25 protein-coding genes are annotated in these 25,698 nt (G+C 59.1%); 9 read left to right on the top strand and 16 right to left on the bottom strand.

Annotated elements, in window-relative coordinates:
• Nucleotides 1-25: 25 nt before the first annotated feature.
• Entirely contained in the window at nt 26-835 is an 810-nt protein-coding gene (locus FBZ97_RS11235) for an SDR family oxidoreductase (protein ID WP_145319475.1), read from the bottom strand.
• Between the two features lie 6 nt (nt 836-841).
• A complete protein-coding gene (locus FBZ97_RS11230) occupies nt 842-2,035 on the bottom strand; it encodes a phytanoyl-CoA dioxygenase family protein (protein WP_145319472.1) in 1,194 nt (397 codons plus the stop codon).
• A gap of 107 nt (nt 2,036-2,142) precedes the next feature.
• Between FBZ97_RS11230 and FBZ97_RS11225 the strand changes: the two genes are divergently transcribed.
• Nucleotides 2,143-3,162: a LacI family DNA-binding transcriptional regulator gene (locus FBZ97_RS11225; protein ID WP_145319469.1), complete on the top strand. Its 1,020-nt coding sequence runs from the start codon at nt 2,143-2,145 to the stop codon at nt 3,160-3,162.
• 46 nt (nt 3,163-3,208) lie between these two features.
• On the opposite strand, the gene greA is transcribed toward FBZ97_RS11225, so the two are convergent.
• Nucleotides 3,209-3,691, bottom strand: a complete 483-nt coding sequence (greA, locus tag FBZ97_RS11220) for a transcription elongation factor GreA (protein WP_145319466.1) — start codon at nt 3,689-3,691, stop codon at nt 3,209-3,211.
• A gap of 316 nt (nt 3,692-4,007) precedes the next feature.
• Here greA and FBZ97_RS11215 point away from each other — a divergent pair, with 316 nt between their 5' ends.
• Complete coding sequence (locus FBZ97_RS11215) at nt 4,008-4,634, top strand: LysE family translocator (RefSeq protein ID WP_183808737.1); 627 nt, start codon at nt 4,008-4,010, stop codon at nt 4,632-4,634.
• A 26-nt stretch (nt 4,635-4,660) separates the two neighbouring features.
• Here FBZ97_RS11215 and FBZ97_RS11210 read toward each other — a convergent pair whose 3' ends face one another.
• Both FBZ97_RS11210 and FBZ97_RS11205 read right to left on the bottom strand, forming a co-directional pair.
• Nucleotides 4,661-5,344, bottom strand: a complete 684-nt coding sequence (locus tag FBZ97_RS11210) for a GNAT family N-acetyltransferase (protein ID WP_145320041.1) — start codon at nt 5,342-5,344, stop codon at nt 4,661-4,663.
• Nucleotides 5,344-5,835 (bottom strand): MarR family transcriptional regulator, encoded by a 492-nt coding sequence (locus FBZ97_RS11205; protein WP_145319463.1) that lies wholly within the window; start codon nt 5,833-5,835, stop codon nt 5,344-5,346. Before FBZ97_RS11205 ends, FBZ97_RS11210 begins: the two co-directional genes overlap by 1 nt.
• Before the next feature lie 635 nt (nt 5,836-6,470).
• Between FBZ97_RS11205 and FBZ97_RS11200 the strand changes: the two genes are divergently transcribed.
• The 3 genes from FBZ97_RS11200 to FBZ97_RS11190 all read left to right on the top strand — a co-directional run bounded on the left by FBZ97_RS11200 (nt 6,471) and on the right by FBZ97_RS11190 (nt 9,519).
• Nucleotides 6,471-7,280 (top strand): WecB/TagA/CpsF family glycosyltransferase, encoded by an 810-nt coding sequence (locus tag FBZ97_RS11200; RefSeq protein ID WP_145319460.1) that lies wholly within the window; start codon nt 6,471-6,473, stop codon nt 7,278-7,280.
• Nucleotides 7,277-8,536: an NAD(P)/FAD-dependent oxidoreductase gene (locus tag FBZ97_RS11195; RefSeq protein WP_145319457.1), complete on the top strand. Its 1,260-nt coding sequence runs from the start codon at nt 7,277-7,279 to the stop codon at nt 8,534-8,536. The genes FBZ97_RS11200 and FBZ97_RS11195 overlap by 4 nt, the downstream gene beginning before the upstream one ends.
• A 236-nt stretch (nt 8,537-8,772) precedes the next feature.
• Complete coding sequence (locus tag FBZ97_RS11190; RefSeq protein WP_145319454.1) at nt 8,773-9,519, top strand: hypothetical protein; 747 nt, start codon at nt 8,773-8,775, stop codon at nt 9,517-9,519.
• A gap of 70 nt (nt 9,520-9,589) precedes the next feature.
• Here FBZ97_RS11190 and FBZ97_RS11185 read toward each other — a convergent pair whose 3' ends face one another.
• Genes FBZ97_RS11185 through FBZ97_RS11175 form a run of 3 tightly spaced genes read right to left on the bottom strand, consistent with a single transcriptional unit; the run spans nt 9,590 to nt 14,495 of the window.
• Complete coding sequence (locus tag FBZ97_RS11185; RefSeq protein WP_145319451.1) at nt 9,590-11,143, bottom strand: hypothetical protein; 1,554 nt, start codon at nt 11,141-11,143, stop codon at nt 9,590-9,592.
• Nucleotides 11,144-11,202: 59 nt separating this feature from the next.
• Nucleotides 11,203-12,306: a cellulase family glycosylhydrolase gene (locus FBZ97_RS11180; protein WP_246661737.1), complete on the bottom strand. Its 1,104-nt coding sequence runs from the start codon at nt 12,304-12,306 to the stop codon at nt 11,203-11,205.
• A gap of 26 nt (nt 12,307-12,332) precedes the next feature.
• Nucleotides 12,333-14,495 carry a GumC family protein gene (locus FBZ97_RS11175; protein ID WP_145319445.1) on the bottom strand — a complete coding sequence of 721 codons (2,163 nt, stop codon included), beginning with the start codon at nt 14,493-14,495 and terminating at the stop codon, nt 12,333-12,335.
• Between the two features lie 243 nt (nt 14,496-14,738).
• Between FBZ97_RS11175 and FBZ97_RS11170 the strand changes: the two genes are divergently transcribed.
• On the top strand, nt 14,739-16,151 hold the full coding sequence (locus FBZ97_RS11170; RefSeq protein WP_145319442.1) for a lipopolysaccharide biosynthesis protein: 1,413 nt from the start codon (nt 14,739-14,741) through the stop codon (nt 16,149-16,151).
• Entirely contained in the window at nt 16,148-17,290 is a 1,143-nt protein-coding gene (locus tag FBZ97_RS11165; RefSeq protein ID WP_145319440.1) for a glycosyltransferase family 4 protein, read from the top strand. Before FBZ97_RS11170 ends, FBZ97_RS11165 begins: the two co-directional genes overlap by 4 nt.
• On the opposite strand, the gene FBZ97_RS11160 is transcribed toward FBZ97_RS11165, so the two are convergent.
• Nucleotides 17,243-18,709 (bottom strand): hypothetical protein, encoded by a 1,467-nt coding sequence (locus tag FBZ97_RS11160; protein WP_145319437.1) that lies wholly within the window; start codon nt 18,707-18,709, stop codon nt 17,243-17,245. The two genes, FBZ97_RS11165 and FBZ97_RS11160, sit on opposite strands and share 48 nt — an antisense overlap.
• A gap of 345 nt (nt 18,710-19,054) precedes the next feature.
• On the opposite strand from FBZ97_RS11160, the gene FBZ97_RS34380 reads away from it, so the two are divergent.
• Complete coding sequence (locus tag FBZ97_RS34380) at nt 19,055-19,213, top strand: hypothetical protein (protein ID WP_156090754.1); 159 nt, start codon at nt 19,055-19,057, stop codon at nt 19,211-19,213.
• Between the two features lie 226 nt (nt 19,214-19,439).
• Nucleotides 19,440-20,396 carry a TadE/TadG family type IV pilus assembly protein gene (locus tag FBZ97_RS11155; RefSeq protein WP_145319434.1) on the top strand — a complete coding sequence of 319 codons (957 nt, stop codon included), beginning with the start codon at nt 19,440-19,442 and terminating at the stop codon, nt 20,394-20,396.
• An 83-nt stretch (nt 20,397-20,479) separates the two neighbouring features.
• Here FBZ97_RS11155 and FBZ97_RS11150 read toward each other — a convergent pair whose 3' ends face one another.
• The 7 genes from FBZ97_RS11150 to FBZ97_RS11120 form a co-directional block, all read right to left on the bottom strand.
• Nucleotides 20,480-21,316 carry a bifunctional allantoicase/(S)-ureidoglycine aminohydrolase gene (locus tag FBZ97_RS11150; protein ID WP_145319431.1) on the bottom strand — a complete coding sequence of 279 codons (837 nt, stop codon included), beginning with the start codon at nt 21,314-21,316 and terminating at the stop codon, nt 20,480-20,482.
• An 89-nt stretch (nt 21,317-21,405) separates the two neighbouring features.
• The gene (locus FBZ97_RS11145) at nt 21,406-21,873 is read right to left on the bottom strand and encodes an ankyrin repeat domain-containing protein (protein WP_246661736.1); all 468 of its coding nucleotides are present in this window, start codon (nt 21,871-21,873) and stop codon (nt 21,406-21,408) included.
• 148 nt (nt 21,874-22,021) lie between these two features.
• Nucleotides 22,022-23,473 carry a HAMP domain-containing sensor histidine kinase gene (locus FBZ97_RS11140; protein WP_145319428.1) on the bottom strand — a complete coding sequence of 484 codons (1,452 nt, stop codon included), beginning with the start codon at nt 23,471-23,473 and terminating at the stop codon, nt 22,022-22,024.
• Nucleotides 23,470-24,144, bottom strand: a complete 675-nt coding sequence (locus FBZ97_RS11135) for a response regulator transcription factor (protein ID WP_145319425.1) — start codon at nt 24,142-24,144, stop codon at nt 23,470-23,472. The genes FBZ97_RS11140 and FBZ97_RS11135 overlap by 4 nt, the downstream gene beginning before the upstream one ends.
• 177 nt (nt 24,145-24,321) lie before the next feature.
• Complete coding sequence (locus tag FBZ97_RS11130; RefSeq protein WP_145319422.1) at nt 24,322-24,666, bottom strand: type II toxin-antitoxin system RelE/ParE family toxin; 345 nt, start codon at nt 24,664-24,666, stop codon at nt 24,322-24,324.
• Nucleotides 24,653-24,928 (bottom strand): type II toxin-antitoxin system ParD family antitoxin, encoded by a 276-nt coding sequence (locus FBZ97_RS11125; RefSeq protein WP_095437326.1) that lies wholly within the window; start codon nt 24,926-24,928, stop codon nt 24,653-24,655. Before FBZ97_RS11125 ends, FBZ97_RS11130 begins: the two co-directional genes overlap by 14 nt.
• Nucleotides 24,929-25,015: 87 nt before the next feature.
• Nucleotides 25,016-25,672 carry a class II aldolase/adducin family protein gene (locus tag FBZ97_RS11120; RefSeq protein WP_069610444.1) on the bottom strand — a complete coding sequence of 219 codons (657 nt, stop codon included), beginning with the start codon at nt 25,670-25,672 and terminating at the stop codon, nt 25,016-25,018.
• Between the last annotated feature and the right edge of the window lie 26 nt (nt 25,673-25,698).

The raw sequence follows: 25,698 nt of genomic DNA, 5'->3' as shown, positions 1-25,698 counted from the left end.
ATTCCCTCCCGCCAATCTGCGTGGCTTACATCGCTTTCTCCGGATGCGGCGAGCCTTCATAGGCGCCCCAGATCGATTGATCGAAATTGATCGTGGCGCCGGTCATCAGGCCGGATTCCTCCGATGACAGGAAGGCGACGGCGCGTGCGACCTCGGCCGGATCGACCAGACGGCCGAACGGCTGTTCGGCGGCCGCCTTTGCCAGCCAGTCTTCGGCGGCACCGTGATATTCGCGCTGGATGCGATCCTCGCCATCGCTCGACATCCAGCCGATATTGAGCGCGTTGACCCTGATGCGGTTCCTGAGCAACCCGAAGGCCGTATTTCGGGTCAGCGTATCGAGCGCGCCTTTGGAAGAGCAATAGGCGCTGATGAAAGGCTGCCCGGCCATCGCCGACATCGAGGAGATATTGACGATCGTGCCTTCGATGCCGTTGGCGATCATGTTCTTGATCGCGTCCTGCATCAGGAAGAACGGGGCACGCACGTTGACGGCGAACATCCGATCGAACAGATCCGGATCAGTGTCGAGAATGGTGCCGCGATCGGTGATGGCGGCGACATTGACGAGCGCATCGATGCGGCCGAATTTTTCCACGGCGGTCGCGATGACCTTGCGGCAATCGTCCACCTTACCGAGATCGGCTGAAACGAAAGCGACCGGTATTTTATAGTGGTCATTTATCTCACGCGCCTTGGCCTCGCCCTTGGCGGTGCTGCGCCCACAGATCGTCAGGCCGGCGGCGCCGCGTTCGGCAAACAGCCGGGCAACTTCCGCGCCTAAGCCTTGCGTGCCGCCGGTCACGACGGCGAATTTTCCATCCAGTCGGCTCATACGATCTCAAGCCTCCCTGCGTGCGGCATGGGCGGCGATGAGTTCGGCAAATCGCTTCGCATCCGTCCCGGCATTGATCGCCTCCGCCATGATTGCCGCTTGCGTTTTCGGCGCCAAACCGCCAACGGGCGGATCGCTGTCGAGATTGGTCGGGAAGGCATAGCCCTCTGCCGTCGATGCGATCACGTTCGCAGCTTCTGCGCGGCTCAGCGCACCGGCATCGAGAGCGGCGACCAGCGCCGGATAGACTGCGACAGACATGCGGCTGCGGTTGACGCTCTCCATCGCCCGCCCGAAGGCCGAGGACACCTGCAGGAGGTTGGCCATGCGGTAGATGTCTTTTGAGACATTGTCGCCGGCCCCATGCATGACTGCCGGATTAAAGAAGACGGCATCGCCCTTCTTCAGCGGTAATTGCACATGATGTTCGGCGAAATAGGCCTGAAATTCCGGCCGGCCGAAGGCGATATAGCCTTCGAAGAAGGTCTGCGAATAGGGTAGGAACAGCGTCGGCCCGCTTTCGAGCGGCATATCGCAATGCGCGACCGCGCCCTGCAGCGTCAACAGCGGCGAAACGGCATGGATGTGGCCCGGATAGGCCTGCATCTGCTGCGGCAACATGAAGCCGAGGTGATAGTCGCGGTGCGGCTTCTGCGCAGTGCCGCCCGGATTGACCCGGTTCATCTGTGCGGTCATCTGATAGCCGACGCCGAGCCAGGCCTCCGACACCATGGCGACCGCCGTCGAGGCGTAATAGCGAGCAAAATTCTCCGGGTCCGCCAGGCAATGCTTTTCCAGTGCGTTCCAGATGCGGTCGTTGGCGCCGGGTTTGGCAAAATGATCGCCGGCGCCCTTGCCCTTCTCTTTCTCCTCGCGGACGATGGCTTCGAATACGGTGGTTGCGCGATCGACAACCGCCGTATCCGGCATGGCGTTCTTGATGACGACGACGCCTGGGCCTGAGGTAAAGGCTTCCACCCACTCGGCCATCAGGGCGCGACGTTCGTCTTCATCCTCGACGGCGCTGCGAACCTTGTCGCCATCATAGATGAGGATGTTTTTCTCGATCCCCGCCGCCAATGGCCAGTCGGCCGGATCGGCGGTCTTTTCCACCAGGCCTTTGAAAGTATCGTAATTGCCGCAATCGGCCGAAAGCCAGACCTTCCGGCTGCGCCTGCTGGCGAGCGTCTGAGCGTCCATGGTGTTCTCCTCCCAAAATGACGTTGGACTATGAGGTTGATCGTAGTCCCGCACCGGCCTATGAGAAAGACGGAAAACACCTCAAAAACACCTCAGAAAGAGTGACCGTGAAATCGCGCTTTCCCTTGAAAGATATTGCGCTACAGGCTGGGCTCAGCCTCGCGACCGTCGATCGTGTCATGCATGAACGCGAGGGCGTCCGTGCTGTGACCCGCACGCGGGTTGCAGCCGCGATTGCCGAGCTGGAGCGGCAATATGTGCAATCGGGCTTGGCAGGGCGGCGGCTCGTCATCGATGTTGTCATGGATACGCCGCAGCGCTTCTCGTCGGCCGTCCGCGAGGCCTTCGAGGCGGAATTGCCCGGCATGCGGCCCGCATCATTTTTCGCGCGCTTTCATGTGGCCGAGACGATGAGCGAGGCCGAGCTTTTATCCATCCTGCGCGCCATACGCCGGCGCGGCAGCCACGGTGTGGTGCTCAAGGCCGCGTCGACGCCGGCCATTGCCGATTTCGCTGCCCAACTCATGGCAGCAAGGATCCCGGTTGTTACGCTGGTGACCGACCTGCCTGAAAATTCCCGTATCGGCTACGTCGGCATGGACAATCGTATGGCAGGGGCGACCGCCGCCTATCTGCTCGGCCGCATGGCCGGCGAACGAGCGGGCAAAGTGTTGGTGACGCTCTCGAGCAGCCTTTTTGCCGGCGAGGACGAGCGTGAGCGCGGATTTCGCGATACTCTTGCGGAGCGTTTCCCCCATCTTTCAGTCGTCCGAATTTCCGAAGGGTTCGGCGTCGACCGCACGACGGAACTGCTCGTCCGCGATGCGTTGGAACGCGAGCCGGACATCCGCGCGGTCTACTCCGCTGGCGGCGGCAATCGTGCCATCCTGAAAGCCTTCACCGAGGCCCGGCGCGAATGCACGGTCTTTGCAGCCCACGATCTCGATCAAGATAATATCGGGCTGCTCGCCACCGGCGAGATCACTTTCGTCATTCACCACGATCTGCGCCATGACGCCCGTAGCGCCTGTCAGCTCATGCTCGCCTATCACCGGATGCTGCCGGCAGATTTTCAGGTGGCACCATCGAGGGTCGCGATCGCAACGCCGTTCGAACCGGCGCATTGATCGAAAACCGCAGGCGTGCGCAGAAAGAGGGCGCGCGGAAAGACCGCTATTCGATCGCCGTGATCTCCAGCTCCTCCTTGCCAAGGGTCAGGATATCGCCAACCGTCTTTCCCATCAGCAATCTTGCGACGGGCGAGACGTAGGAAATCGATCCCGCCTTGGGATCGGCCTCGTCCTCCCCGACGATGCGATATTTTTGCACGCGGCCATCCTCACGGCTGTAGGTGACCGTGCTTCCGAAAACGACGACCTCGGACGAGGCCGGCGCCGGCATGACTTCGGCGGTTCGGACCCTTTCCGCGAAATAGCGCGCATCGCGCAATGGAATAGCTGTCTGCCGCCGGCGTTCGTTGATATCCTCGATCGCGCTTGCTGCTTCATAGGCTTTGCGCGCGTCCTGAAGCTGCAATTCCAGAGCCTTCAGTCCCGCCTCGGTGACGTGGTTCGGATGCGGAGAAATCGGCCGGTCGGGCAACACGGTTTCGGCGGCCGTTTCAGCGCTTTCTTCCTTCATGAACGCAGTGCTCAATTTCAAACTCCATTGCGAAGCGCTAAACCTTGAAATCCCGTCGGGATCTTTTTCCATGAACAATTTCGACGACCTGTCTTTAACCACAGGAAGCAAATCGACCCCGTACTATAGACCAGATGGCAATGCTGGAGGAATAGAACAGCCGATAGAAAGCCCAGATCACCGAAGAGGCCGGATTCCCGCCAGCGGACATCGCCAACATGTTCGTTGCAACGATCTCTAAAACGACTAGTCTTCAAGCCAGCTAACAACGGCGGATACAAAGTTCCATGTCGCGGGGACTTTGAAACGGCACTCAACTTTAGAGAGATCGATGATCAGCCTCGGTGTTTTGACGACTTATATATTGGTGGTGCTTGGTCTGATGGTCATTCCAGGACCTGCCACGTTACTCACGCTCGCCAGGGCAGTCAGTGGCGGCAAGCGCGTGGGATTGGCAACGGGCGTTGGAATAGCCGCCGGCGATCTCTTCCATACGATGATGGCGACCTTCGGATTGTCGGCATTGCTGGCCACATCCGCGCTGGCCTTCGAGATCGTCAAATATGCCGGCGTCATCTATCTGATCTATCTGGGTTTCAAGGCTTTTATCGAGAAAAGCGGCAGCATCGATCTGCCGACTGCGCAGGCTATTACCCCCATGCGCGCATTCCGGCAGGGTTTCTTCACGGAGATACTCAACCCGAAGACTGCGCTTTTCTTCCTGGCCTTCCTGCCGCAGTTCATCCATCCGGAAAGCGGATCCGTCATTGCGCAATTCGCGCTTCTGGGAGCCATTTTCGTGACCCTCAGCATCGGCGTGACCTCGCTTCTGGCGGTCGGTGCCGGCTCGATTGGTGGCTGGCTGCGGCGCAACCGCACCATCGGCCGATGGCAGGGAAAGGTCATCGGCACAATCTATATGGCATTGGGCCTGAGGCTCGCGCTGCAACAGCAGTGACCGCCCTTACGGCGACAACCGGAAGATCAAAGCTGCTGCCGCTTGACGACTGACAAGTTCATCTCCGAGCGGATGCGGAAGCCCATCGCTTCGTAGAGACCGATGGCCGGCGTGTTTGTGGTATAAGCATGCAGATAGGCAGTCTCGCCGCGGGCCGCGATTTCACCAGCCACGAAACGGAAGAGCAAGGTGCCGAGGCCGCGCCCTTGAAAATCGGGATGAGTGCAGAGGCCGCTCAGCTCGGCAAATCCTGTCTGGCGCATGCGCTGACCTGCCATGGCGACAAGGCGCCCATCGATCTTCACGCCCCAGAAGGAGCCGAGGCTTTGGGCCTGCAAGGTGAAGGGGCCTGGCTTCGTCAGCGTAGCAAGCGCTAGCATATCCGTAGCATCGGCCTCCGTCAGCGGCACGACCCGACTGTCCGAGACTCGCTCGGAAGGGCGCTCCGCCATCATCTGCACGAGCCTGGCACTGGAATGGGTCACTAACCCTTCAGGAACGATGATGGGCTCCGCCTCGACGATCGCCATGACCTCTTCTCCCAAAGGCAGCTTTGCCAGGGCTTCGAGACTTTCGGGCGAATTGTCCGCGGACGCCGCAAAGGGCACGATGGAAGGTGGATAGCGGCGGGCAAGCGCATTGCCCTCCGCCAGTGATGCATGGACAGTTTCAAGAGCACTCCAAATCGGACGATCGAGAACATGGCTCATCATTGCTGCTCCTTGCCGAGGGTGCCGCGTCGCCTGAGCGGAGCTTCCGCAAGTCCGTCCTCGATCGCGGCGAGTTGTTGCAATAGCGGCCCTGAAAGGTCACCGCAGAGCTCTCGGACCGCCTGTTCTATGCGCGGCCAGACGAATTTTTTCGAATAGTCGACGAGCTCCTGCCCCCTGGAAGTCAGCGAGATCAGACGGCGGCGCTGGTCTTCGATCGAGGCCTGCATGTCGACATAGCCCGCTTCCAGAAGCTGCGAGACGGTGCGTGTCGCGCCCGGCTGAGTGATGCCGACGGCCTGGGCAAGTTCGCCGATCGTCAGCGGCCCGGCGCGATCGATGGCGGCGAGAAATGGATACTGGGCGGACTGTAAAGAGACGCCCAGCTCCTCCATGATCTGCTGCGTATCGGCCTGCAGACGCTCGCCGATCCGGCGAAACCGGCTGCCAAGACAGAGGAACCCCATCGCCCTCACAATATCTTCAGTCAAATCGACCCCCATTCCTCCATTTACATAAATTGTTATATAACGCGTTATTCAATTGCAATCAAGCCCGCTGGCGGTCACTTAGAGGATACGGATATACGATCTCAATGATTGTACTCATCGAGCAGTCCCGGCCTTTACACATCGCTGCCATCCGAAGGCAGACTAACGCTAAGGTCGTATACTGTTTGAATCTGGAACGCGCGACATAACCCTTCAAGGGAGGGGAATAGCTGACGCGCTCCTCCGTCCATGAGCTAGCCGCTGCGATGCTTCCGATGTTCCCACGCGAACGGAATTATTCAGCAACCAATTAACATGTTGAAATAATTCTGAAATACTCGCTGTGTGACGAGAGATTTAACTTCACGTTAAGTTCAGTTTATGCGCATATTATTTATTTAGAAATTTACATATTAACTGAATACTAATAAACGCCTTAACTTTCCGACTCATATTAGCTAACCATTACGCAAGCGGAGGTAATGGTTGTGCAAGATATTGGTACAGACTCTCAAAGATATTCAGGAAGAGCTTACTCAATCACGAATGGCGTTCAAAAACCCAACCACAACGGGTCGGACGCTACTGGTGCGCATCTTGTTTCCGAAGAGCAGATCTTAAATCAGGAGAGCCAAATGCAGCCGGCAGACGCGCCCGAACATGGAGCCGCCATTCCTGCGCAAGACCATCCCCCCGCGCTTCCAAGCGTGTTGATCGGCGGGTTGCCCATCACTGTCGTCAATCGACGCAATGCTGCTTCCTTCATGATCGATGTCGCGCGCAGACGCCGCCGCGACAGCCGGCCCTATTATTTTACGTCAGCCAATGGCGAGGTCGTCGCACGCGTTCATGCCGATGCCAATATCGCCAAACTCTTCCAGCAGGCGGATCAGATCCTGGCCGACGGCCAACCCCTCGTGATGGCTTCACGCTTACTCTGCAGGGTGCAGCTTCCCGAGCGCGTGGCAACAACGGATCTCTTTCACGATGTCGCCAAACTGGCCGAAAGGGAAGGCATAAGCTTCTATCTCCTGGGAGCGACCGAGACGGCAAACCGTGAAGCCGTCGCCGCCGTGCAAACCCGCTATCCCGGCTTGCGCATCGTGGGCCATTGCCACGGCTACCTTGCCGGAGAAGCCCTGGAACGGAAGCTTGACGAGATCAACACACTCGCCCCCGACATATTGTGGATCGGCCTTGGCGTGCCGCGCGAGCAGATTTTCGTGCACGATTTTGCTGCGCGACTTGCCAATGTCGGCATCATCAAGACATCAGGCGGCCTCTTCGATCATCTGGCGGAGAGAACGAAGAGGGCGCCCATCTGGATCCAGAGAGCCGGTTTCGAATGGTTCTGGCGGATGCTGATGGAACCTCGCCGCCTGTTCTGGCGCTACCTGACGACCAACCCCTACGCCATCTATGCGATCCTGAGGTATTCGAAATGATGAATAGGCGATATTCCGAACTGCCGACGAGCGAAACGGACACAGACATAGCCATTGTCGGCGGCGGGCTTTCCGGCACGCTAGCAGCCTGCCTGCTCGGCCGAGCGGGATATCGGGTGACACTCATCGATCGTCATCGCGTCTTTCCCCAGGAATTCCGCGTTGAAAGAATAGCCGGCGAGGCGATCGAAAAACTTCAGCGACTTCAGCTATTTGCACCTCTGTCGACTGCCGCCGTACCCTTCGATGAAATCGTCAACATGCATAAGGGGCACGTGGTGGACCGGACATACGGCCAGCACTATGGATTTTTCTACAACAGGCTCGTCATGGCGATGCGGAGCGCGCTGCCTGAAACGGTGAATTTCGTCGTCGGCCAGGTCCGCGCTTTGCGGATCGGAGCAGCGCACCAACGGATATCGATCCTTGGTCAGGACGAAATCACCACGCGATTGCTGGTGGTCGCGACGGGCATGGGCGATACCCTGCGCCGGGATCTCGGGATTCTGCACCGACAGATTAGCGATAGGCGCCCGCTGGCATTCGGCTTCAACATTCGTCCGCTGCGATCCAATAGATTTCGCCATACGGCCCTGACCTATCATGGCGACGGCGACGAAATCGACCATCTCAATCTATTTCCAGTCCCTGGAACGACACGAGCCAATCTCTTTCTGTTCCGAGACCCGCGAGATCCATGGGTCAAGTCGCTGCATGACGATCCGAAAGGGATGCTCACGGCCGCCTTCCCGTCACTTGTCGACGCCTTTGGCGATTTTGAAATCAGCAGCCGGGTCGATAGCTGGCTGACCGATATAACAGCTGCCGACAATTGCCGGCAGGATGGCGTCGTGCTGATCGGAGATGCTTATCTGACCTCCTGTCCGGCAAGCGGACTCGGCGTCAGCCGGCTTCTGACCGATGTAGAGCGTCTATGCTGCACATATATCCCGCAATGGATGACAGAAACCGCCATCGATCACACCAAGATCGCCGCTTATTATGACGACCCAGAAAAGCTTGATATGGACATCAGTTCGGTGCAAATGGCCGATCACCACTTCAATCTAACGGCGAAGACCGATGTCGGGTGGCATCTGCGCCGCCAGTTCCATTTCACGCGGCGACGCATCCTATACGGCATCGAAAACATAAGCCCCGCTCTTGCGACAAAGCTTCATCAGCTGACGGCGAAGGCGATACGCGCCAAGCCTGCACTGCGATCCGCCGCACTGAACTCGGAACCGATGGCATAGCCGGGCTCGCAAGCGCGAAATGCCGTCTCGGGAAATATAGTGCATGTTTCCAACATGCGAAAACGCAATCCTATACCGATAATATTACGGAGTTGATCATGGCAGTTTTAGGCGCATTTCCTCCTGGACTTACTTGCCGACCAATCGAAGAGAGCGATTGGGATGGCATCATCGATTGTCTTCGCAGAAATTTTCCAACACGCGATCGAAGCTATTGGGAGCGCGCCGTCGCGCGCATGGAAAAGCGGCCTTTCGTGCCCGATCTGCCGAAATACGGCTTCGTTCTGGATATGTCCGGACGCATCGTCGGTGTCCTGCTGGCGCTTTATTTTCGGCACGAGGGATTGGAAGGAGAAGAGCTCCGCTGCAATTTGTCGAGCTGGTCCGTCGATCCCGAATATCGCGCTTTCGCCGGCAAGATGGTGATTGCGGCGCTCAGACGAAAGAACGTCACCTTCATCAACGTTTCTCCGGCGCCAGGGACGATAAAGGTCAACGAAGCGCTCGGCTTTCGCCGCTATGCGGACGGGCAGCTCGCCTTTCTGCCGATGCTGAGTGCTGCGAGGCGGACTTATCGTGTGCTTGAAGCCCGCTCCGATCTTCCGGAAATGTCGATGCTCTCGGAAGGCGATAGGGAGATCCTTCTCCAGCATGCGGCGCTCGGATGCCTGTCGTTGATTTGTGTCGACGGTGACGAAGCCTTTCCCTTCGTGTTCAAGACACGCCGTATCTTCCACGGCATCGTTCCAAGTGCCCAGGTGATTTACAGCCGCACCCCTGAGGAGCTTAGCCGGTGCGCCGGCGCGCTCGGGCGCCATCTCCTGCGAAAAGGCATATTTCTCTGCGTCGTCGATGCGAACGGGCCGGTGCCCGGTCTCATCGGGCGTTATTTCGCCGGAAGCGGGACGAAATATTTCAAAGGTCCGAAACCGCCATCGCTTGGTGACCTGACATTCACGGAACTCGTCATCTTCGGCTCCTGATCTCTGATAATGAGCCATCGGCGGCATTTTGGAGTTTACGCTGGCTCAGGCCGATTGAAGATTAACCGCATTACGGCGAGGGCGATGGCATGTGTTCGCCCGACTGGCTGACCATTCTTCGCGAAATGCCGAGCGAGCGCCAGCGCTTTCCAAAAGAAACACCGACAAGCAGGAGGCAGAAGCCGAGCGCAAGCGGAGAGAAGAATGCCTCCTCCTGCAATACGGCATTGGATGCGATCGTGACGACCGCGACGAAAGCGAAGAGAAAATCCGGATCGCTGGTGGCAATCAGCTGCTTGCGTGCCGATAGGACCAGCGCGGCAAGAAAACCGAAGAAGACAAAGCTGCCCACACCCATCTGATAGAGCATGACGCCGACCGCGCTTTCGACGGGCACGGATGCAACACCCTCGTCCTGTGCCCGGTCCCAATCCAGATTGAGGCTCGTACTCGAAAGATTACCGCCGATGCCGAGGCCCTGTCCGAACGGATTGTGCAGGAATTCGCGAACGCCCGCGATCAGGCCGAGAACATGGTAATCGCCATGGGTGGCGCCGAAGAGGATAGCGGCGGCCGTCCAGACGACGGCAAGCGCGATGACGGCAAGTAGCGTCAGTTCCGCGCGCGAGGGGCGATAGATCAATCGAGCACCGATCGCCACCAGCAACATGAACGTCGCTCCTTTCGAGCCTATGACAAGCAATAGTGGCAGGGCAGCAATCGGCAGCAGCCAACGGCCTCTGAAGAGGAGCCAGGCAGACATGATGCTCAAGCCGTAGGCGTAGCTGATGGGGTGAAAGTTCGGGCCGCCATTGCGGAAGATCGGCGGAAACAGGTCACTGAACAGCTTGATGTTGAAGAAGGTCGTCATCATCGTGTCTTCGATGCCGCGAAGCACGAAGCCAGTCTCTCGCAGCTTCTTTTCCCATACACCGGCCTCGATCTGAGCTTTTAGGCCACGATGAATATAGAGATCGCCGTGAAACAGGCTCAGGAAATCCATCCGAAAGATCTGTTCCAGATAGCCGTATATGATGGCAATGGCGCAGAGCCAAAAGATGCCCTTGCGCAGATCAATGGGATAGAGACTGGCTGCCAGAATTGCGATGTGGAAGCATGCAAGCGGCGTGATCGTATTGCGGAAATAGATGACGGCATCCTTCGGTCCGCCGTGAACAGCCCCAAGCGCTAGATAGAAACAAACAATGCCGCACAGCATAAAGCTGAACATCAGCCAGGGCCGCAATTCTGTCAGAGCCCGCACGCGGTATTGGAAAGAGGCCATAACGAAGGCGCCAAACGCAGTCATGAGAATGACGAAATTGGCGCCGCGCAGCGCATCGAACGTGTTGTGATCCGGCACAAAGGGGGTGAACCAGGCGACCACGAGGTTCTGGTAGAGAAAGGAGCAGGCGATGACGATCGGGATGCAGCCGGGCTGAGCGACGGACAGGACGAGCGTCAAGGCAAATGTCGCGGCAACCCCAAAAGGCGTCCAGACGGCGAAGGCTGAAACGGTAGCAATGACCGCGAGAATGGCGATGCAGAGGTGGAAGACCGCATCCGAGCGCAGCGAACTAACGCCTCCCGCCGCGAAGCCGGCGCGATGTCCCGTAATGCTCATCGCCAAACTCCATTCGTCCGCATCAGTTGTCGTTCCTCACTGCCATATTCCTCAGCATTTCAGCCTCCGCGACGGCCATCCAGAAGTGCCGCGATCATGCCGACGTCAAAACCTTCGGCGCTGCGCCGGCTCTCGATGATGCCAAAACCCTGATCGAGCTCCCAATAGGCCCAGCCGACCTGATTGGCCTCTGCCGCTTGCCGCACGGCCCGAACCCAGAACCTGCGGCTTTCGGCATCGACACAGAAGTTGAGCACGCCGAACTCATTCATCATGACGGGGCAGTCATGCGTCTCGGACCAGCGCCTCAGCCTCACGAATTCGGAAGCGATCGCCGCTTCTGTCCAGGGCGTCGCCAATTGCTCCTCGATGAGGTTTGCGGCCTGCTCATCCCCGTTGGCGCGCAGCTTGCCGATGCTCTCCTGCACGAGAGGCGTTTCGATGGTAGCCGGAAAAGGCAGATTTGAAATCCGCGCCAGTGGCGACGCATCCCAAGTCTCGCATTGATGGGTGAAGGCCGTAGGTGAATAGAAATGAATGGCAGCGATCTGATTATCGTCGGCAAGGGGTGGTGTCTCACCTATTTCCCAGATGCCCTGAGAGGGCGATGGCCCCCAGATCAGCGTATGGTTCGGGCATTTGGATCGTACGACCTCGGCAAGCCTATCCCGCAGTTGCAGCCACGCGTCACTCCGCATGGGCGGCTCATTCAAGAGCTCCGGATAGACCTTATCATCCGGGAGGTTCGCGACAACGCTGCTTAACGCCATCCAGGCGGCGGCCGCCCTTTGCGAGCCGGCCTCGAAATCTTGACGAAGAGCCTTGTGCAGACTTTCAGAGGGATGCATGTCCACAAGGACCGAAAAACCCAGCCGATTAAGGTCGGTCACGCCGGCCTCGATGCGACGGAGCGCGGCCGCATCAGTTGCCGGCAAGAGATCGCCATTGATCGGCAAGCGGATCGTCTCGAATCCCGCTTGGCGAAGCTTTTCGAGGACCGGCTCGCTTGGCGCCAATCCATCGCTGTTATCGAACCAGCCGGGCAGATTGATGCCCCGCGAGGGTACGATGGGCCTGGCCGCCGCACGCGCCGCGCCGGCAGCCGGGAGAGCAGCCAGAATAGAGCCGCCTGCCAGCTTGAGAGCGCTTCGGCGTGATATCATCGTCGATCGCGAGCCGCGTCCCTCGTTCATCCCCTTGCAGAGACTCGATCACCCTGCCCTCCATCGTCAGTCGAGCGGATGGGTCGCACCATCTGGCTACGGCGCGTATCGATGTTCTCCGGCGCAATTGTCAGCGTGGCGCTGCGCCCAATCTGATCGGCGTCGAGCCGTTGACGAAGCATATTGGCGATTTCCGCCGCTTCCTCGGCAGGGTTGAGCGCAAAAAGCATGAGATCCGCTTCAGCGAAAAGCGCTGGATCCCAATTGTCATCGACGATGGAGGGCCCCATCAGAAGCACGAAGTCGAACGAGCCGGCAGTGGTCAATATATCGTCGAGTCCAAGGCGCACCGACGGTTCCGAATTCTCGGCCACGGGCCTGTTGTACACGACGGTCCGCAGGCCGCTCGCCCCGCTGATGAAGACGCCGTTACCGCTGCGCGCCGGCGCTCCCAAGCCAGGCAGGTCTCCGAACTCGACCACGAGCACATTCTGTTCGGCCTGTTGGAGGCCAAGGCCGACCATAGCGCCCGCAAGTCTCGCCGCCAGCGGCGTGTGCAGCGAGGAGACCAGCAGCACATAGGGCTTCGGATGCTCTCTCAGATGCAGAATGATGCGCCGCATGAGCTGCAGCACATCCCGCGAAAAAGCTTCGTTTCCGGCCTGGAAAAAGCGTCTTCGCATCGCGCGGATGCTGAGATAGGCACCGATGCCGGCAACGCCCGGAAGCCGATATTCACCAAGATGGACCGGCGCCGGCTCCGTCTTTGCGATTTCCGGCGAAGGGTCTTTATGGGGCTCGACGTCAAGAAGGCTACGTCTTATGGGGCCTGTCGGATCCTGTTCCGGCTGATGTTTGGGTCCGCGCACCAGGGCAAGACCGCAGCCGATGATCAGACCGAGCGCGGCGCTGACCGGCAACAGGAGCAGCGGCTTCGGCCAGGTCGGCTGTACCGGCGGAGCGGCGGCACTGATCACCCGGGCCTCCTGCAGCTGCAGGCCCTGCATCTGCGATGTTTCCTCGGCGCGTTTCAGGAAATCGTCGAGGACCGTGCGTGCCGCTTTCGTCTTCGCCTCCAGCTGCCGCAACTGCACCTGCGCAGCATTCGAACTGTCCAGCTTCTGGCGGAGATCATCGAGCTTTGCCTGGAGTGCTACGACGTTCTGCGTGGCGAGATCGGACTTTGCCTTCAATTCCCGAGTAATCCGCTGCGCCTCGACGGCCATAAGACCCTGCATTCTGTCCAGCTCGGATCGCAATCTTTTAACGATCGGATGACGCGGCTGATACATGGCCTCGTAATTGGCGAGATCGGCGGCCCGCTGATTGTAGTTCTCACGGAGTTTGACCGTGGCTTCGGAGGAAAGGATTTCCGAAAGCTTGGCAAGTCCAGCCGGCGAGGTGCCTGCGGCGACTGCCTGAGCATATTTATCCTTGGCCTGATCGGCCTCACTTCGTGCTCCGATCAGCTGATCCGTAAGCTTGTCGATCTGAGATTGCAGCGTGCCTCCGGCGGAAGCATCCAGAATCTGATGCGAGACCTTGAAATCTCCGACTTCCTGCTCGGCATCGCTGACGTTCTTCTGAAGATTGCCGATCCGGCTCGCAAGCAGGGAGTTCACGTCGCTGTTTGCAGTCTCCCGCTCGCCCGACAGACCGGCCCTATAACGATTGACGATGGCGTTGGCGATCCGCGCCGCCTTGTCGGAATAGCGGGATGCAAAACTGACATCGATGACATAGGTAAGCCCGGCACGCTCTACGGTAACGGCACGTTGGAAATTCTTGAAGATTGAATCCTTCGTGGGATGTGAAGCGAGACCAATACGCGACAGGAGGCCGCCTGCCGAAAATTCAGGGTCGTTCTCGATGTTCTCGCTCTCAAAGACCCTCATCAGAAGGTCACGCGATTCAATGACGAACACCTGGCTTGCGATGGCCGCGCTATCGCTGCCGATGCCGGGCAGGACATTGTTGAGATTCGTCGCGCGCGGATCACGCGGATCGATCATAACGGAAGCTGTCGCGGTATAGCTCGGCTTTGCCACGGCGAGGTAAGCCAGCGTTAGTAGAAACATGGCAACGGTGCACGTCAACACGGTCAGCCAGCGCTGCCAAAGGATGGTCCACACGGCACCGACATCGAACAGCGGCGGAAGCGAGCGCTCGTCAATGTTAAACGGCTTCATCCTGTTCCTCTCCGCGGGCCGCGGGTCTCCGGCTCATCGCACATCACTAAATTCAGTATTAGTGAATAATGTTAATCATCCGTTGAATTTACACCAGAGCGTGTGATCGACTTGAGACATCGCAAGTAACCATGTTGCGACTTCATTCTGGCGCAAGCATCAGTACTTACGATATTAGAGATACATTCTATTTCAGGCATTGCAGACCATTTGGTCGACAGCAATCAACACAGGGTCATTGCGTTGGGTGAGAAAGCTGGCAGCAGCGATACGATATCGGCCGAAACGCCGCCGCCTGCGAGCAACCTGCGCTTGTCGATCGGCGCGCTTGCCAGGAGCGGCGCCGTTGCCGGTGCCATCAAGCTCGCCAGTGCCGGCCTTTCGTTCCTGATGTTCGTCGCCGTCGCCATGACGACCGATGAGCGGCAGTTCGGTCTTTATAGCGCCGCCTATGCCGGAGCGAGCCTAGTCTCCTTCTTCGCCATCGTCGGTCAGCAAAGCGCAGTGCTCAGGTTCTGGCCGCAATATGCAGGCAATAACGATCTGAATTCGGCAAACGGCATGATGGCCCGTTCCATCCTTGTCGCGCTCATAGGACTTGCGAGCTTCAGCCTGTTCATTCTCGTCATCGGTTTCTTGCCATTCGTCGGCACACAAACGCCCGAATGGCTGGCGATCTGCGTGGCGACCATGGTGCTGGCCTTCGCGCTCGGCTGGTCGGAATTCGTCGCCTGCGCCCTTCGCGCCAAGAATGCGCTTATCTTCGCGCTGCTGCCACGCGATGTCATTTGGCGGGCCGTGGCAATCCCTGTCTTCGTGCTTGCCCATTTCATGCAGATGAGGATGAGCGCGGTTACCGCAACCTACCTGACCGCCGGGTTGCTGCTCCTCATGATCGCGCCGCAAACATTCGTGCTTTTTCGCGATACGATGCGCGCGCAGCGCGGCCCGCTTACGAAAGAACAGAAGGATGAATTCAAGACGGTGACGTTCGGGCTCTGGGGCGTCACGGCGCTGCCGCCTGCGCTCAGCCAGGCGAGCACCTTGCTTGTCGCGGCCATTCTAGGCCCAGAGGCCGCTGGCGCGATTTTCGTCGCGGATCGAACGATGCGGCTGGTCGTCCTCGCACTCAACGGCATCAACCAGGCGCTGGCGCCGCAGATCTCAGCCGCCTTCTACACTGGGGACAGGGCACATGTGCAGCGTATCACCAGCCTCGCAGCTCTGGGCGGCTTCATCATCGCCTTATGCGTACTGGTATCCTTCCTGGTCTTCGGCAACCTGATCCTGTCGATCTTCAATCACGCCTATGCCACGCCGACGATGCAGGTGACGCTGATCATCTTCGGCATCGGCGCTACCATCGGCACCGCCTGCGGGCCAACCGAAATCCTCATGCAGCTGACAGGCCTCCAGCACGCGCTTTTCAAGCTGCTTGTTATCGTCAACACGTTCGGGCTCTGTGCAACGGCGGTGCTGACCTATTGGCTCGGCCCGATCGGCGCAGCGCTCGCCATCGCCGGTACGATCATCGTTTGGTGCGTGACCGCCGTGTTCATCGCGCGCCGCACCATCGGCATCAACCCGTCAATCCTCGGCTTTCTTGCCGGCGAAGACGCGCTTGCCGCTCGCTCCTTCCTGAAAGGCCGCTCATGAAAATCATCCAGGTCCAGACACAAGCGGAAGCCGGTGGCGCACAGCGGATTTCCGATATGGTCGGCGAGGGACTGCGCGCGCGTGGCCATGATGTGCGGACAGTCTTCATGTATAGGAAAACCGAAGTCTACGACGGCGATCCATACGCCGATTTCATCCTCACCAAGCCGCCACATGGTCTTCCAGGCCAGATGCGGGCGGCGATTGGACTTGCCGTCTATTTGCGCAAAGCTCGGCCGGAGGCGGTCATCACCTTCCAGCACTACGGCAATATTTTCGGCACCATCGGCGCGCGGTTCGCCGGTGCACACCTCATCATTGCAAACCAGAGCGGCGCCCCGCAGACCCGAGGCGTCAGGGGGATCCTGACGCAGGTTGACAAGTTGATGGGCACGCTCGGCGCCTATCATGCCAACGTCGTCAATTCGCGCTGGACGGAGGCACAGTTCGACACCTTCCCGAAAGCCTATCGGCGCCGGACGTCACGCATTGACCACGGCGTTTCTGCGCCCTCGATCGCCCTCGACAAGGCGGCGGCGCGTGCGGCCTTCGGTCTTCCTCAAGAAGTCTGGCTCGCCGTCTCTTCCGGCCGCATGGCGCCATCGAAAAACCAGATCGCGCTCGTCGGTGCCCTCGCCCATCTGCCCGACATTCATATCGCTATCGCCGGCACCGGCCCCGAGCAGGATGCGATCGTCGCTTTTGCTAAGGACAATGGCGTCGCCGACAGGCTGCATCTCGTCGGCGAGGTACCTCCCTCGCGTATCTTCGAATTCCTCGCAACGGGAGACGCCTATGCTTTTTCGTCCTTGACGGAAACCTTTGGCCTTGCCGCCGTCGAGGCAGCCATTTCCGGACTGCCGGTGGTCACCAGCAAGCTCGATGTGCTGCGGGAAGTGCTGACCACGGATGATGGCGAAGCCGCCGCGCTCTTCGTCGAAGCCGATGCCAAGGGCATGGCTGATGGACTTGCTAAACTTATCGCCAGGCCCGACCTTGCAGCTCGGCTTGCCGCTGCCGGACGGCAGCTGAAGGAACAATATTCGCCGGCGCGCATGTGCGCCGGCTACGAAGCGCTGCTTCTTTCCCGCTCACTTCCGCACGGCTGCAATCCCGTCGATAACCTCCAGTCGGCTTGAGCGATTGAGCGTATGGATTTTCGGATAGGGCCAATCACCATGCGCCGCGATGGGTCGGGGCGAGGACAGTCGAACCGTCTTTTCATCCAGCTCCAGCAATTGCGAGATACCGAGCCCGCCGCCGTAGCCGAGCGTTCCGTCTTGGACCGGCAGATAGATGCCATCCCCCTCGCGGACGAAAGCACCGCCCGGGCGCGCCATGCGACGATCGATAAGAATCGGGTTCAGCACATGCGGCGTCCAAGGACCGGCAAGCCGGGGCGCGTGGAAGACCGCGAGCGTATCGGAGGTGCTGCCATAACCATCGCGGTCAGTCGCAAACAGCCAGAGTCGGCCACCATGCTCGAGGAGTGTCGCATCGGAAATCTCGCCTTCGATGAGTACGGCTTCGGGGGCCCAGCGATCCGGAAATTGGATGGAGCGATAGAGGACGAGCTTTCCGCCCGAACTTGCTTCAGGCAGCATCCAGATTGCGCCGTCGCGTTCGAAGACTTGCGGATAAGAGAGATGGTAAGACTCTTCCAGCACGCATTGCGGCTCTCCAGGCTTCCCGGCGGCATCGAACGGTATGACGGAGATGACTGCCTTGCCTGTCGCATGCGGATAATCCTCTACGAACAGGAAGGAACGATCCTGCCATTGAAATGGAAAGGGATCGGCATAGAAACGGTCTCCCGCATCCGGCAACACCGACCAGCCTTCGCCGAGGCCACAGGTGCTTGCCACACCCGGCCCGTCGGTAAAGCGATAGCCGACGCGCCAATGCGCATGACGAAAACGTGCGCGCCGTATCACCTCCCGACTCAGGCGTGGCAGGGCGCTGGCCGCATATGAAGATGCAAACTCCAGCATTCCAGCAGCAGGGTTTTCAGGCGCTGTGGATACGGGTTCGTTCATAGCGAGCCGGTTTTCGGCAAGGGCACGAACGGTGGAAACGGCAAGCGTGATAGCACGCGCCAAGACATCTTCGACACCGAGCGAGACGGATTCCCGCTTGTCGATCATCGGCCGCGCTCGGCCTATCACCCTCTTTCCATCCAGGACGGCTTCGATGGCGGGCAAGGCGCCGGCGGCGACGGATATTGGGACCGAGAGGTCCGACCGCGATCCGTCGAACTGCAACGTGATGGTCGGTATATCCGATGGCGCAGCATTGCCGGCAAGATCCAGCCGAAATGCAGCAGGGCGAATGCGAATGCTCGTGGGAATTTCCGATAGAGGAGCGGCAAGCGCCGGATCGCGCCGGCGGAAGATCGTTCGCTCGAGAGCCAAAGCGGCATTGACCGCTGCCGGCCACACTTCCGGCCCGGCTGCGTGCGAGACGGCAATGTCGTGTCCATCTGCCTGCAGGCGCCGGATCACGATCTCCTGCCAGCGGCGAGGCGCGGATTTCGGCACGATGATATTAATCGACGGCATGACGCTCCCATCCGCCGCAGCATCGGCGAAGCTTCTGAGGCCTGGGAACTACATTTATTCGGGAAAGCTTACTTTCCCGTTATTCTAAGGTTGTATTGGAGAATTGCACGTCAGTACCGGTCAAGAAGAATTTCCGTAAGTAAATTCGGACGACCGCAGCACCCATGGTGGCTGCTGGGCGCGGGATGGGCGGATATTCTTCTCAATCGCAATGAAGATGCCATTGGATGGCTGCAACGCTCCATCGCGATCACCTCCGGGACGGGCCGGGCGCATATGCTTTTGGCGACCGCCTATCAACGATTGGGCCGAATTGACGAAGCCAGACTAGCTCTGGCGAAGGGGTTGGAACTGAGGCCAGGCTCGACAGCCGCGAATATCGCCCTGCCCGCTCGCAATACCAGCCCGATCTACCTCGCAGCGCGCCGGGACATCAGCCAAACGCTGATCGATCTCGGCCTGCCGGCTGACGACGAAGCGCAAAAACCAGACGACCCGAATTGACAAGAATGTATGGCGAATGCGTGCCGCAGATTGCCGAGATGTTCAGTATCTACCCTAGATAAATCCCCGTAGACACGGCATCATCAAAGTATCAGAAAGTCTTTTTCACCTGAACATCAGCATAAAAATGCTGCCTATGGCTACAACTTGAGTCTCCTTCTAAACCACGTCTTTATATATTTTGCCCATTCTCCGACCAAAGTTCAGGCTTTTTCTGGTAGGAATAATGAGCACTCGCTTTTTGCAGCAATTTGACCGCCTGACAAAGGATCGTGCTGGCAATTTCGCGACATTGACGGCGTTGATCGCAGTCCCGCTGGCTGCAGCTGCAGGCTTGGCAATGGATTACGCATCTGCGGTACATCAGCGAACGAATTTGCAGGAAATCGCCGATGGTGCCGCTCTGGCCGGCGGCAAGATCTTCGATGGTACCAACCTTGCCGCGGCGCAGGCAGAAGCCACACGCTTCATCACCGCCTATGCTGACACGACACCTGCCAACCTTAGCTATACTATCACGGCAAACGGACGCATCCTTTCGGTCAATTTGACCGGAGCGGTGCCGACAAATCTGATGCGCATCGTCAATATCAACAGCGTCGACATCGGCGTGAACTCCCAAGCCACGGCGCCGGCAAAGCCTGACATCGTGACTATCACCCCGACACAGGCGCAGGGATGGTACTACAAAGTCATCACGATCCGTGTCGTCAGACCCAATGCAACGGCCGAAACCGTGGTCGGCACCGTAACCTATCAGCCGACAACCCATAACAACGATGGCCAGGGCACCATGACGGCCGTCCCGTCCGGCCCGATTACGCTGGGCCAATATACCAAGCTCGTACTGCAGATGGACGTCAAGGATGATGGCTGTCCGCCTGGCCAGGCCGCGACCATCTCGAACAACAACGCCGTGAACTGCAACAGCAAGAACTCGGCCGGCACAAAATACGATCTGACCCTGCGGACAGATGATCCGAATACGTCGAATTATCTCTTCGTCGACGGTAGCCAACTTCCCAAAGGCGTCACCTTGCCGATCGAGAATTATTTCGGCTGCCAGGCCGCACAAAAGCACGCCTGGGAAGATGGCGGCGGTTGGGATCGACAGGACTTTTTCTATACGATCTCGTCGCAATGTTCCTCGGCCGACGGCGATGCCGTGCGCCTCACGAACTGATGCGACGGCAAGCTGACGACCGGCCGTATCGATGACCCTAAGCCGGCGCCATGGGCGCCGAGCTTGTCGTAAAACCGTATGGCTTAACGGCGCGCGCCGAAGGGACGAAGCGTCATGTGGCGATTGACGTCCTTGTAGAGCAAATAGCGGAACGGACCTGGACCGCCGGCATAGCACGCCTGCGGGCAAAAGGCGCGCAACCACATGAAGTCGCCGGCCTCGACTTCGACCCAATCCTGGTTCAAGCGATAGACGGCCTTGCCTTCCAGTACATAGAGGCCGTGCTCCATGACATGGGTCTCCGCGAAGGGAATGACAGCACCGGGTTGGAGAGTGACGATCGTCACGTGCATGTCATGCCGCAGGTCGGACGGATCGACGAAGCGGGTCGTTGCCCAGCGCCCCTCCGTGCCCGGCATGGCGGACGGCGTAATATCCTTCTCGTTCAAGATGAGCGGTTCAGGATGAGCCAGCCCCTCGACTGTCTCATATGCCTTGCGCACCCAGTGGAAACGGGCATGAGCGCCGGAGCGGTTGTGCAGCGACCATTTCAGGCCCGGTGGCAGGAAGGCATAGCCGCCCGGCTGGAGAACATGCTTGCCGGAGGGCAAGGTGAGTTCGATCTCGCCGTCGACAACGAACAACACGCCTTCGGCCTCGGCATCCTGCTCCGGCCGGTCGCTGCCGCCGCCCGGCGCCACTTCCATGACATACTGCGAAAAGGTCTCGGCAAAACCCGAAAGCGGCCTTGCGATCACCCAGCAGCGCGTATCGTTCCAGAAGGGCAAATAGCTGGTGACGATATCCTGCATCACTCCCTTGGGGATGACCGCATAGGCCTCCGTGAATACGGCCCGCCCCGTCAGCAGATCGCTCTGCGGCGGATGGCCGCCAAGAGAGGAATAGTATTTTCTTTCCATTGTCCAAGCCCTTCATTCTCATCGTTTCGGGAGACCAAGGCATGTGCCTCCCCGTGGTATTGCATAGTGCCGGAAGTCGGAACGTCTCGTTACGTCGCTCCCGCCACCTCCAATAATTTCACGATCCCATCATAACCGCGACTGCGGGCATGACGCAGCGGCGTCACGCCATCATTGTCGGCCAGATTGACGTTTGCGCCTGAATCTATCAACAGCCTGACGATCTCAACATGACGCGAACCGCCATCGCCGAGAATGATGGCCTCGATCAGGGCAGTCCACCCCAGCCGGTTCACGTGATCGACATTGACACCCGCCTCGATCAGCGCTCGCGCAGCGTCCACCCTGTTGCCGTGCGTCGCGACCAACAGCGGCGTCGCGCCCTTTGCATCCTGCGTCTCGATGGCCGCACCGCTATCGAGCAATTGTTGGATGGCCGCGACGTCACCGGTTGCGGCAGCCTTATGCAGTCGAAGATCCATCGTGTCGCCGAAGGCAAGAAAAGAAGTGCAGACAGCCGTCAGGAAGAACAAAGCCGACAATAAAAGTTTCAACATGCCTTATCCCGGTGGTGCCTCTCCCCGAAACCTAGCAGGGAACCCGGCGTCGGAAAATCAAATATCCGAGCCCTGACCGCTGAGAAAATAAAAACAGTTTCAGGATTTTGCGCTGCAATAGCCGGCATCCGCGATTTAGGATCGACATTTAGCGCTGTTGTCGCCAGCCCATGTCCGCCACCACGACCGACGGCGGTATGGAGCCGATCTGCAGCCGCACGCAAAAACCATGGCCGGTGTCTAGAAACGAAACCCGTCCACCATGCAGTTCGGCGGCCTTCTTGACCAGATTCAACCCCAGCCCCGCGCCGGATGAACTGGCGTTGATGCGGCGAAACGGCTCGAAGACGCGACCGCGCTCCGCCAGCGGTATGCCGGGACCTTCGTCGCAGACATCTATGGTGCCGCCGGCGCCGACGCGAACGACGATCGAGCCCTTCCCTCCGGCATGGTCGATCGCATTCCGGATCAGATTGACCACGGCCATTTCTATCGTCGAGGTCTGGATCACGAAGACCGCTTCCTCGGGGCTCGGCTCGAAGTCGAAATCATAGCCGGCGTCCATCGCAATCGGCGCAAGATCGGCGGCGATGGTTTCGACCAGCACATTCAGATCCTTCTTCTCTGCACGCAATTCGACCACGCCGATCGCCTGCATCTCCAGGAGTTGATGGGCGACGCGGGACAGCCGGTCGATATCGTCCCGAAGCTGGTGACTGATTTCGGCATCGGGCAGAAGGTCCGCCCGTGTCCGTGCAATCGCGATCGGCGTCCGCAGCTCATGGGCGGCATCGGCAAGAAAGCGATTGTGCCTGTTATACCCTTCATCCAGCTTCGAGAGGGCATGGTTGAACGCGTCGACCAGAGGGATGATCTCGGTCGGCACCTTCGAGCGCTCGAGGCGGGCCGAACGGCTGTCGAAATCGATCGCCTGCGCCTGCGTTGCCGTCTCCACCAGCCCGCTCAACGACCGGCCGACGGCACGTGGCGTGACGAGCAGCGTCGCGACGCCCGTCAACGCCAGTATGGGAACGACGCCGATCAAGGTGACGAATGCAAGCGCCGGCAATACTTTGAGCCATTCGATTTCGCCATGGGGTCCCCTGGCCATCTCGACGCGCATGTTGATCCACACATTCAAGCCATCATTGTCAAAGCCGCGTTCGGTAGCCGCCATGATCTGCAGCTGGCCGATGGACGTCTCCCGGTTTTCGACCGTGGCATGCACCCCGTTGGCTGCCTCTACCCTCACCCGCTCGATCGTCCACGGAAAGCTCTCATTGAGAGCGGCGGCCGGCATCTCTCCATATTGGAAGAGTACTCCCTTATGGTCGCGGATCATGAACCAGAGGTCCGGATAGCGCTGCTTCAGCTCTATCACCTCCTGCGTCTCGGCCACCTGCAACTGCCCGTCATCATCCCTTGTAATCTGCTGAGCGACAACGCGAACGGCCTCTTCATTGGCATCTTCCAGCTCCGGATTGATGATCCAGAGCCAGGCGACGAGAAGGACGAAGAAAAGAACAAGAAGAAAGGCCTGCAGGACGATCAGGCGTTTTATCAGTCCCCAGCGTAGCGATCGGCTGCGTTCCGGGTTCATGCCTTCGCCCGGATCAGATAGCCGATGTTCCGCACCGCTCTTATCTCGACCGTGGCTTCGGCCAGAAGCAGCTTCTTTCGAATGCGCGAGATGTGCGCATCCAGAGCGTTCGATCCGATTTCGTCCTCAAGGGCGTAAACCGCTTCGATCAGGTTCGGTCTCGTCACGATGCGATTCGGACGGCGCATCAGCGTCTCCAGCACCAGATATTCGCGTCGCGGGAACTCGACGAGCGCGCTGCCGACGAAGATCTCATTGGTGCGCGGATCGACGCTCAGATTGCCGAAAGTCAGATATCTGTCGGAAACCGTCGGCCCTCGTCTCTGGAGAGCTCTCAAGCGCGCCAGCAATTCCTCGATCGCGAAAGGCTTTGCAAGATAGTCGTCGGCACCGCTGTCGAGCCCGTCGACGCGGTGATCGACGCTGCCAAGCGCCGTCAGCACGAGGATCGGGACGGGATGCTTGCGCTGACGCAGCGCCGCCACGAGATCCAGTCCTTCGCCGTCAGGCAGGCGACGATCCAGCACGAGGACGTCATAGGTTCCAACGCGGGCCATGGCATCGGCATCCGCAATCGTTCGGACATGGTCGGCGAGCACATCGCGACGCCGCAACGCTTCAAGCAGCGCGCGGGCCATTTCGGGCTCATCCTCAAGCAGCAGAATTCGCAATGACTTTTCCCCAAAGGACGGCGATTGCCGTCCTTCGCCCCCACTGACAGCCAAAGATTGCGGCTACATTACACGCAGATTGCGGAAGTGGCATCAGGATGGAGCCAATGGGTCGCAACCAATAAGAAATGACCCTACTCGAAGCCGGAAACCCCATTCGAGCAGACAATTGAAGCATTATCGCTGCAGCATGCGCGCCAGCATCCGCCTGATATGATCCTGACCGCCAAAGAAAATCGCCGCAACGACGATCGTTTTGCGTTCCTCGATCGGCAGAAACCAGACGGCTGCCTTGTCGCGCCGCAGGAAGCGGATGCCAGGATAGATATCCGGCCGCAATGTTCCGATATATGGGGTCTCGACCAACCGATCGATTTCCCGACGGAGTTCGCCAATACGGCTGGCCGCGCGCTCTAGTGCTTCCCCAGACGAGTCTCCAAGATCGAGATAGGCCGCAAACAGATGATCGAAGGTCAGTTCGAAATCGAGCTCGGCATCCCTGGAATATTCAAGGCTCCACACGAAGAGCTCGCCGTTTGCGTTCGATCATGCTCTCGATCCGCTCTTCCATGTCCTGAGCCGGAATCTTCGGTCCGTCGACGCGGCGCTGAATGAGCCTGCGCAGCCCTTCCGTCTCGGCCGCTTCCGCTTCCGTTTTCTGTCGCAGCAGTTCCAGGCCCTGCTGGAGAACCGAACTCAGGCTGGAATAGCGGCCCGTCTCGACAAGCGAGCGAGCAAATGCATCCTGCTGATCGGTCAACGATATCGACGACTTGACGCTCACGGGATAATCTCCTTCAGGCGCCTAAGGTGCTACTCAGTCGCACACATGTCAAGACTTCGCGGCGAGACGATTGAAGGCGATGAGGGATTATTGCCGCCGCTTTGCCACATCGTTGACCCCATCCAAATCCGGCGCCTGTCCATAGCTCATGTTCTTCATCTGCTGGATGACGCGCGCCATTTCCTCGTCGTCAAGAATGGGCGGCTCGCCAAGTGTCAGCGCCTGCACATAAAGGCGGGAGAGGGTTTCGACCTCGATGGCAAGCGCAAGGGCGGCGGCCGGCGTCTTCCCGAGCGAGATCTGTCCGTGCTGACCGAGCAGGCAGGCTAGCCTATCCTGCAGCGCTTCGATCGCAGCATCCGAAAGCGCCTGGGTGCCGAAGGTGGCGTAGCGAGCGCAGCGGATCGTCGTGCCGCCCGCTACACCGGTCATATAGTGAAAGCTCGGAATGGTCTTGTGGTGTACGGCGAGCGTGGTCGCATAAACCGAGTGGCAATGGAGCACGCAATCAATATCCTCGCGGGATGCGAGAATATCGCGATGGAATCGCCACTCGGACGATGGCCGGCGCTCGCCCTCGTAGCTGCCATCGAAATACATCTGCACCAGGTCTTTTGGCTGCATCATGTCATAGGGCAGAGAGGTTGGCGTGACCAGAAATCCCTTGGGATTCCGCACCGACACGTTGCCGGCCGTTCCCTGGTTGATGCCGGATGCGTTCATCCGGCGGCAGATCGCCACCATGTCTTCGCGCAAGGCATTGTCGTCAT

This window comes from Rhizobium sp. ERR 942 (assembly GCF_007828395.1).
In the GTDB taxonomy this organism is placed as follows: domain Bacteria; phylum Pseudomonadota; class Alphaproteobacteria; order Rhizobiales; family Rhizobiaceae; genus Rhizobium; species Rhizobium dioscoreae.
The sequence above is the reverse complement of the archived record's forward strand: the minus strand, read 5'-3'. Positions and strand labels throughout refer to the sequence as shown.